This is a genomic window from Methylobacterium sp. UNC378MF (assembly GCF_900103195.1).
Classification (GTDB): Bacteria; Pseudomonadota; Alphaproteobacteria; order Rhizobiales; family Beijerinckiaceae; genus Methylobacterium.
Genome location: NZ_FMWU01000006.1, coordinates 244086 through 251612, shown reverse-complemented (window position 1 = coordinate 251612; position 7527 = coordinate 244086). Strand labels below are relative to the sequence as shown.

7 protein-coding genes are annotated in these 7527 nt (G+C 69.9%); 5 read left to right on the top strand and 2 right to left on the bottom strand.

All coding sequences use genetic code 11. The features are described 5' to 3' along the window. On the bottom strand, nucleotides 1–590 hold a 590-nt coding region (locus BLT59_RS08755), incomplete at its 3' end, for a transglutaminase-like cysteine peptidase (protein ID WP_175543970.1). A 250-nt stretch (nucleotides 591–840) separates the two neighbouring features. On the opposite strand from BLT59_RS08755, the gene BLT59_RS08750 reads away from it, so the two are divergent. The 5 genes from BLT59_RS08750 to BLT59_RS08730 all read left to right on the top strand — a co-directional run bounded on the left by BLT59_RS08750 (nucleotide 841) and on the right by BLT59_RS08730 (nucleotide 6696). Then, nucleotides 841–1410 (top strand): c-type cytochrome, methanol metabolism-related, encoded by a 570-nt coding sequence (locus BLT59_RS08750; protein ID WP_091778531.1) that lies wholly within the window; start codon nucleotides 841–843, stop codon nucleotides 1408–1410. A gap of 164 nt (nucleotides 1411–1574) precedes the next feature. Then, complete coding sequence (locus BLT59_RS08745; protein WP_244513906.1) at nucleotides 1575–2777, top strand: FIST signal transduction protein; 1203 nt, start codon at nucleotides 1575–1577, stop codon at nucleotides 2775–2777. Next, nucleotides 2774–4120, top strand: coding sequence for an ATP-binding response regulator (locus BLT59_RS08740; protein ID WP_091778527.1), 1347 nt, complete (start codon nucleotides 2774–2776; stop codon nucleotides 4118–4120). Before BLT59_RS08745 ends, BLT59_RS08740 begins: the two co-directional genes overlap by 4 nt. A gap of 390 nt (nucleotides 4121–4510) precedes the next feature. Continuing rightward, entirely contained in the window at nucleotides 4511–5830 is a 1320-nt protein-coding gene (locus BLT59_RS08735) for an MFS transporter (protein ID WP_244513905.1), read from the top strand. Nucleotides 5831–5898: 68 nt separating this feature from the next. Then, nucleotides 5899–6696 carry an SDR family NAD(P)-dependent oxidoreductase gene (locus BLT59_RS08730; protein ID WP_091778525.1) on the top strand — a complete coding sequence of 266 codons (798 nt, stop codon included), beginning with the start codon at nucleotides 5899–5901 and terminating at the stop codon, nucleotides 6694–6696. Between the two features lie 319 nt (nucleotides 6697–7015). Here the strand turns inward: BLT59_RS08730 and BLT59_RS08725 are convergent, their stop codons facing one another. Continuing rightward, entirely contained in the window at nucleotides 7016–7375 is a 360-nt protein-coding gene (locus tag BLT59_RS08725; protein ID WP_091778523.1) for an SWIB/MDM2 domain-containing protein, read from the bottom strand. Between the last annotated feature and the right edge of the window lie 152 nt (nucleotides 7376–7527).

Genomic DNA, 7527 nt, shown 5'->3' with positions numbered 1-7527 from the left:
GTCTTGTGCCAGGGCAGGATCGCGTTGGTCTTGTTGTCCAGCACCAGGTCGCCCCGGTCGGTGACGAGCGTCAGCACCGCGTGGCCCTCGCCCTTCTCGTCGATCACCACGGTCATGCGCATCGCCCGCCGCGGCAGGCCGGCCTCGACCAGCAGGTGCCGCTTGAGCAGCTGGAAGTCCTCGCAATCGCCGATGCCGTCCTCGGCCAGGTCCCAGCGATCGGCCACGTGCAGGTGGTCCTGGTCGGTCATCGGCTCGACCGCCTTGTTGACCCGCCGGTTCACCGACACGATCGTCGCCCAGGTCGCCGGCGTCAGGCTGATCCGGGCCGGCTCGCTCCGGTCGACCGCGCACTCGGCCGCGTAAGACTGGCAGAACGTCACCCAGGCGACGATCGGCTTGGCGTCGCCCTGCACCCGGGCTCCGGCCTCGGTGGGCAGGCTCGCCAGCGTCTGCGCCTGAACCGGGGCGGCGACGCCCGCGATGCCGAGGGCTGCAAAGGCGGCGAGGGCCGCGAGACGGCTCCGGGCGAGCCGACGCGAGGCGGGTCCCTTGACCAGTCCCTGCATCATGGAAACCGCGAACCGCATCGCCGGGACCCAACCGTTAAGCTCTCGTTAACGAAAGCTCTCACGCCGGAGGGCCGGCGGCAATGCGCCGATTAACAAAAGGTTAATGCTGTGCGCAACGCGGATAAGCGTCCTTCCGTCGGGTTCTCGCGGTACTCATCGGCCATGCGCGAAAACGTGAAGGCGCAGCAAGGCGTTCTCCGCCGCGCTTCGTCGTTATCCCCGCGCCGCGCCAGCAAGAAGAAGCCTGTGGGCGGCAGGAGGACGACGCATGCGGTGCTTCGCGAAGAGGGCTGCCGGTATCATCCTGGTCGGACTTGCAGCGGAAACCCTCGGGATGCTCCCGGCCTCCGCCGCGGCTCCGACGGCCAGCCCGCCCGCGGCCGACCTGAAGAGCGAGGGCCCGACGCAGCCGGCCCAGCTCAAGGACGGCCAGTACACCGACAAGAACGGCGACCCGACCTACCACGTCACGGAGGGCGGCAAGAAGGTCGACTGGTACACCATGTCCGGCTACGTACGGTACAATGCGAACTGCATCGTGTGCCACGGCCCGGACGGGATGGGCTCGACCTACGCGCCGTCGCTGGTCGACGCCCTCAAGGGCATGGACTACGCGCACTTCGCCGGCATCGTCGTGGGCGGCAGGAAGGACGTGAGCGCCTCGCAGGAGCTGGTCATGCCCGCCTTCGGCGATAACAAGAACGTCATGTGCTACCTGCCGGACATATACACGTATCTCCGGGCCCGCTCGGACGGGGCGCTCGGCCGCAACCGGCCGCCCGAGCACGAGCCCAAGCCCGCGGCCTTCGAGAAGGCCGAGGATGCCTGCATGAAGTGAGCGCTCACCCTCCGGTCCGGCGTCGAGAGTGACCCAGACCGGGGGTAACAGGCCCCGTTGCACCGCTCGGTTGCGCACGACATACTCCGCGCAAGACGCTGAAGAGCGGGCACCAAGCCTGCCGAGGGGGTCGCAGGGGGTGGAACGTGGCTCAAGGATCGGGAGTGCGCCGCCATCTCTGCGGCATCTGGACGGCCTGGACAGACGCGGCCGGGGCCGCCGACGCGGCCGCTGAGGTCGCCCGTGCAGTCGGCGACTCCGACCTGTCCCAGATCGTCGCGTTCTTCTCCGCGGATTATGATGCCGAGATCCTGGCCCGCGCGCTGGAGACCCGGTTCCCCGGCGTGCCGGTTGCGGGCTGCTCGATGTCGGGCGGCATCGCGCCGGCCGGCGGCCTCGACCGCGGGCTCGTCGTGATCGCGTTCCCGGCCGAGCGTTTCCGGATCGTCTCCACGATCCTCGACGCCATCGACCACCTCGACGTGGAGCGGACCGCCTCCGCGGTCCGGGCGCTGCGCCGGACGCTCGACCCGCTGGACCGAGGCCGCGAGGTTGACGCGATCGCCTCCGGACACCGCTTCGCCCTGTCGCTGATCGACGGGCTCGCCAATGCCGAGGAGACTGTCGTCTCGGCGATCGCCTGGGCGCTCGACGGCATTCCGATCGTCGGCGGCTCGGCCGGCGACGACCTGCGCTTCCGCGACGCCGTCCTCCTCCACGGCGGGAGGATCCACCGCAAGGCGGCGGTCCTGATCCTCGTCGAGACCGACTTCTCGGTGGAGATCTTCAAGAGCGACAATTTCGAGCCGACCCGAACGAAGTTCGTGGTCACCGCCTCGGACGGCGAGCGCCGCACCGTGCAGGAACTCAACGCCGAGCCTGCGGCCCGGGAATACGCGACGGCGATCGGCCTCGACCCCGAGGGCCTGTCGCCGATGAGCTTCGCCGCCTACCCGCTCGCCGTGAAGGTCGGCGGCGAATATTTCTGCCGCTCGATCCGGCGGGTGAACGAGGACGGATCGCTCAGCTTCTTCTGCGCGGTCGATGAGGGCGTGGTGCTCACGCTCGCCGAGCCGCGCGACATCGTCGCCTCGACCCGGGCGGAACTCGCGCGTCTCGACGCGGTGCTCGGCGGCGTCGACCTGATCATCGGCTTCGAATGCGTGCTCCGTCGCCTCGACGCCGAGAGCCGGCAGGTGCGCCATGGCATCGTCGACCTCTATCGCCGCTACAACGTCGTCGGCTTCGAGACCTTCGGCGAGCAGTACCGGGCGATGCACCTGAACCAGACCTTCACGGGCATCGCCATCGGCAAGGCCCTGGCCGGGAATGCGCCGGGTGCCGACGATGCCCCGGTCGCGTCGTGACCCTGCACCCGAACGGTCTCGAGACCGACGCCTCCCTGCACCGGCGGATCGAGAAGCTCGAGCGCATCAACGCCGCGCTGATGTCCCATGTCGAGCGCTCCATGGACCAGCGGGGCAGTGCCTACTCGCTGTTCCAGACGGCGATCATGCTCGAGGGCCGGGTCCGCACCCGCACCGAGGAATTGACCGGGCTGATGCACCGCCTGGAGCGCTCCAACGAGGCGCTGGCCGCCGCCAAGGAGGAGGCCGAGACCGCCAACCGCTCCAAGACCCGGTTCCTCGCGGCAGCGAGCCACGACCTGCTTCAGCCGGTCAACGCCGCCCGCCTGTCCATCTCGGCGCTGGCCGATCTCGACGTGCCGCCGGAGGCACGCGCCATCGCGGGCCAGGTGGAACGCGGCCTGCAGACCATCGAGGATCTGATCAAGACGCTGCTCGACATCTCCAAGCTCGATGCCGGGATCGTACGGCCGCAGATCCAGCCGGTGTTTCTGCCCGACCTGCTGGCGGAGCTGGCGGAGAGCTTCAAGCCCTTCGCACAGCGCAAGGGCCTGCGGCTGTCGCTGCGCTGCCCGGACGTCACCGTCGCGAGCGACGTCGTGCTCCTGCAGCGGATCCTCCAGAACCTCGTCTCCAATGCCGTCCGCTACACGCATGCCGGCGGGATCGTCCTGGCGGCCCGGCGTCGGTCCGGCGGCATCCGGATCGAGGTGACCGATACCGGCTGTGGCATCGCCGCGGAGGAATGCGACCTCGTCTTCGACGAGTTCTTCCGCGGCGGAGCCCGGACCGGAAGCGGCGAGGACCCGGGCCTCGGCCTCGGCCTGTCGATCGTCCGCCGCATGGCCCAGGCCCTCGACCATCCCCTGCGGCTGCGCTCCCGAATCGGCCACGGGACCCGGGTCGCCCTGACGCTGCCCTTGAGCACGATCCCGGCCGCCGTCGCCCCCCCGGCCCCGGTGGCGACGCGGCTCTCGGGCGCGCACGTCCTCGTCGTGGAGAACGACGTCTCCACGGCCGACGCCCTCGCGCGCCTGCTTCAGAATTGGGATGCCCGGGTCTCGACCTTCCGCGACCTCGCGGGGGTGCGGGCCGCCGTCGAAGCCGGCGCCGCGCGGCCGGACATCCTGGTGCTCGATTACCATCTCGACGACGGCGCCTGCGGCCTCGACGTGGCCGCCTATCTCCGGGCGCTGCGGCCCGATCCACTCCCGGTCATCGTCACCACCGCCGACCATTCGGCGGCGGTCGAGGACCGGGTCACGGCCGCCGGCGCGGAACTCGTCCACAAACCGATCAAGCCGGCCCAGCTCCGCTCGCTGCTCACCTACATGCTGGCCTGAGCGGCATGCGGGGTTCCGGCGGAACGCGATCCTGCGCCGGGCACGGGATCCGCCACCGGGCGGCACGGCCCCTCCCTCCACACCGCCGCGATCCGACGCGAACAAACCCGCCCGCGTCGTGACATAGGACACACCGCGCCTCTCGACGGGCCTCGCCGCCTGGGCGAGAGGAAACGGCATCCGCAGCGCGTCCCGCGGTCGGATTTTCCCACCCATCGACGTCACGGGCCCGCCGGGACGCCGCAGGAGCGCGCGAGAATGGCGCAGGTCCCGCACGGCCCAGGCGCAACGCCAGGCCTCCCCCAAGGCATTCCCGAAGGCGTTCCACGAGGATCTGTCCCACGAGGACCCTCTCAGGACGGCCTGCCGCCGCGCGAGCGGGTCCTTGCCATGGCGGCGATCGGGCTTGCCATGACCATGGCGGTCCTGGACGGGGCCATCGTCAACGTCGCGTTGCCGATCATGGCGAAGGATCTGGCGGTCCGGCCGGCCGACGCGATCTTCGTGGTCAACGCCTATCAGATCGCCGTCACGGCGAGCCTCCTGCCCTTCGCGGCCCTTGGCGACATCTTCGGCTTCCGCAAAGTCTATCTGCCGGGGTTGGCGGTCTTCGTGGCCGCCTCTCTGGCCTGCGCGCTGGCGCCGAGCCTGCCGCTGCTGATCGTGGCCCGGATCGTCCAGGGACTCGGCGCCGCGGCGATCATGAGCGTCAATATCGGCTTCGTGCGCTTCATCTATCCGCACCGGATGATCGGCCAGGGAGTCGCCAATGTCGCGCTGGTGGTGGCGGTGGCCTCGGCCGCCGGCCCGACCGTCGCGGCGGCGATCCTGTCGGCGGCGACCTGGCCGTGGCTGTTCCTCGTCAACATCCCCGTAGGCCTCCTGGCCCTGGCGGTAGCGTCCCGGACCCTGCCGGTGACGCCGGCCAGCGGGCGCCCCTTCGATCTCGTGAGCGCGGTGCTCAACGCCCTGACCTTCGGCCTGCTGATCATCGGGATCGACGGCCTCGGCGATCCGGAGGCGCGGGACACCGCCGTCATCGAACTCGCGGCGGCCCTCGTGATCGGCGCGGTGTTCGTTCGGCGCCAGATCCGGCTGGCCGCCCCGCTCCTCCCGGTGGACCTGCTGCGGATCCCCGCCTTCGCCCTGTCGATGGCCACTTCCGTCGCGTCGTTCTGCGCCCAGATGGTCTCCTACGTGGCGCTGCCTTTCTACTTCCAGGACGTGCTGCACCTCACCAGCACTCAGACCGGCTTCCTGCTCACGCCCTGGCCGATCGCGGTCGCCGCGATGGCGCCGGTCTCCGGCCGCCTCGCCGACCGCTATCCGCCCGGCATCCTCGGCGGGATCGGGCTCGCGATGATGGCCGCCGGCCTCGTCAGCGTGACCCTCCTGCCCGCTTCTCCCGCCACCTTCGACATCGTCTGGCGGCTGACCCTGTGCGGCCTCGGCTTCGGCCTGTTCCAGTCGCCCAACAACAAGGTCATCGTCACCTCGGCACCGCGCGAACGGGCTGGAGGGGCGAGCGGGATGCAGTCGACGGCGCGGCTGACCGGCCAGTCGCTGGGTGCGGCCCTGGTGGCGGTGGTCTTCGGCCTGACGCACGGCCTGGGGGCCGAGCGGGCCGTAACCCTGTCGCTTTCCTGCGCGGTGGCGCTCTCGGTGATCGGCGGCTGCGCCAGCGTCCTGCGGCGGAGTCGGAGCGGCTAGACCGATCCCGTATGCCACCGCGGGCACCGGTCCGCGTTGACGCGACGAGTCATGTGCTGGAGCGTCCCATGGATCTCGATCTCACCGGCCGGAAGGCCCTGGTCACCGGCTCGACCGGCGGCATCGGCTACGCCATCGCCAGGGAACTCTGCGATCTCGGCGCCGAGGTCGGCATCAACGGCCGCACGCCCGAGCGCGTCGAGGCAGCGCTGGCGAAGCTGCGGGGCGAGGCGAGAGCCGGCCGCGCCTTCGCGGCGCCCGGCGATGTCGCCACAGCCGAAGGCGTTGCCGCCCTGGTCGAGGCGCTGCCCGCCGTGGACATCTTGGTGAACAACACCGGGATCTTCGAGCCGAAGCCGTTCTTCGAGATCCCGGATTCCGACTGGCAGCGCTTCTTCGACGTCAACGTGATGAGCGGCGTGCGCCTGTCCCGATCCTACACACCCGGCATGGTGGAGCGGGGCTGGGGGCGGGTGATCTTCATCTCCAGCGAGTCCGGCATCAACACGCCGACCGAGATGGTCCATTACGGGATGACCAAGACCGCGCAGCTCGCCGTCTCCCGCGGGCTGGCGCAGACGGTGGCGGGCAGCGGCGTGACGGTCAACAGCGTCCTGCCCGGCCCGACCCTCTCGGAAGGCGTCGGCGAGTTCATGAAGCAGATGGCCGGCGGTGCGGCCGATGCCGATCTCGAGGCGATGGGCCGCAAGTTCGTCGCGGAGCACCGGCCCTCCTCGCTGATCCAGCGCCTGGCGCGGGTGGAGGAGGTGGCCAATCTCGTGGCCTATCTCTGCAGCCCGGCCGCAAGCGCCACCACCGGCGCCGCCCTGCGTGTCGACGGCGGTGTCCTGCAGGGCCTGGCCTAGCGCCCGAGCAGGTGCGGGCGCAGCCCGACGGTTTCGGACGCGGTCGTTCCACGGTCGTTCGGCCTGAAAACGCGCGACCACGAGGGTACGATCTCCGGGCGGCAACGCACGGGGAAGCCCGGAATCCAGACCCGCCGGACCTTGCCCGGCACAGGCGGATCGCCCGTTGCAGCCGGATAGATCTGCGGCTCTGGATTCCGGGCCCTCGCCCGCGGCGTGCCACGCCGTGTCGGCCGGTCTTCCGGCACGACGGGAGCGTCACGATGGCTCCTAGAGCCGTCGGCCCGGACGAAAAGCCGGACTTGGCTCTAGGACGCGATCAAGCCTTCAGGTGGGCAGCGAGATGCTTGTTCATCTCGAACATCGAGCACTTGTCCTTGCCGAAGACCTTCTTGAGCTTGTCGTCGGCAACGATCTCGCGCTTGTTCTGCGGGTTCTGAAGGTTGTTCTTCTTGATGTAGTCCCAAACCTTGCTGACCACTTCGCCGCGCGGCAGCGGGCTGGTCCCGACGATGGCGCCGAGCTCAGCCGACGGCTTCAGCGGCTGCTGCAGAGCATTCGGCTTGGTGCCGGCCGCCTTCGCGGCGGCAGGCTTCGCAGCCTTGGCCGGAGCAGCCTTCTCCGCAGTCTTGGTGGTCTTGGCCGCCTTCGGCGCAGCCTTCTCGGTCTTTGTGGCCATAAACTTCCTCCGGTTCTCGGGCCGCAGGCCGGGGCGTGATCGCCCCACGGCCGAGCCAGCATAGCAGCAACTAAGCGGTGCTGCCGCCGTTCCAAGGGGAAATTGCCTTTGCGGCCCCCTCATCCACAAGGCACGCACGGAAATCCCCTGTG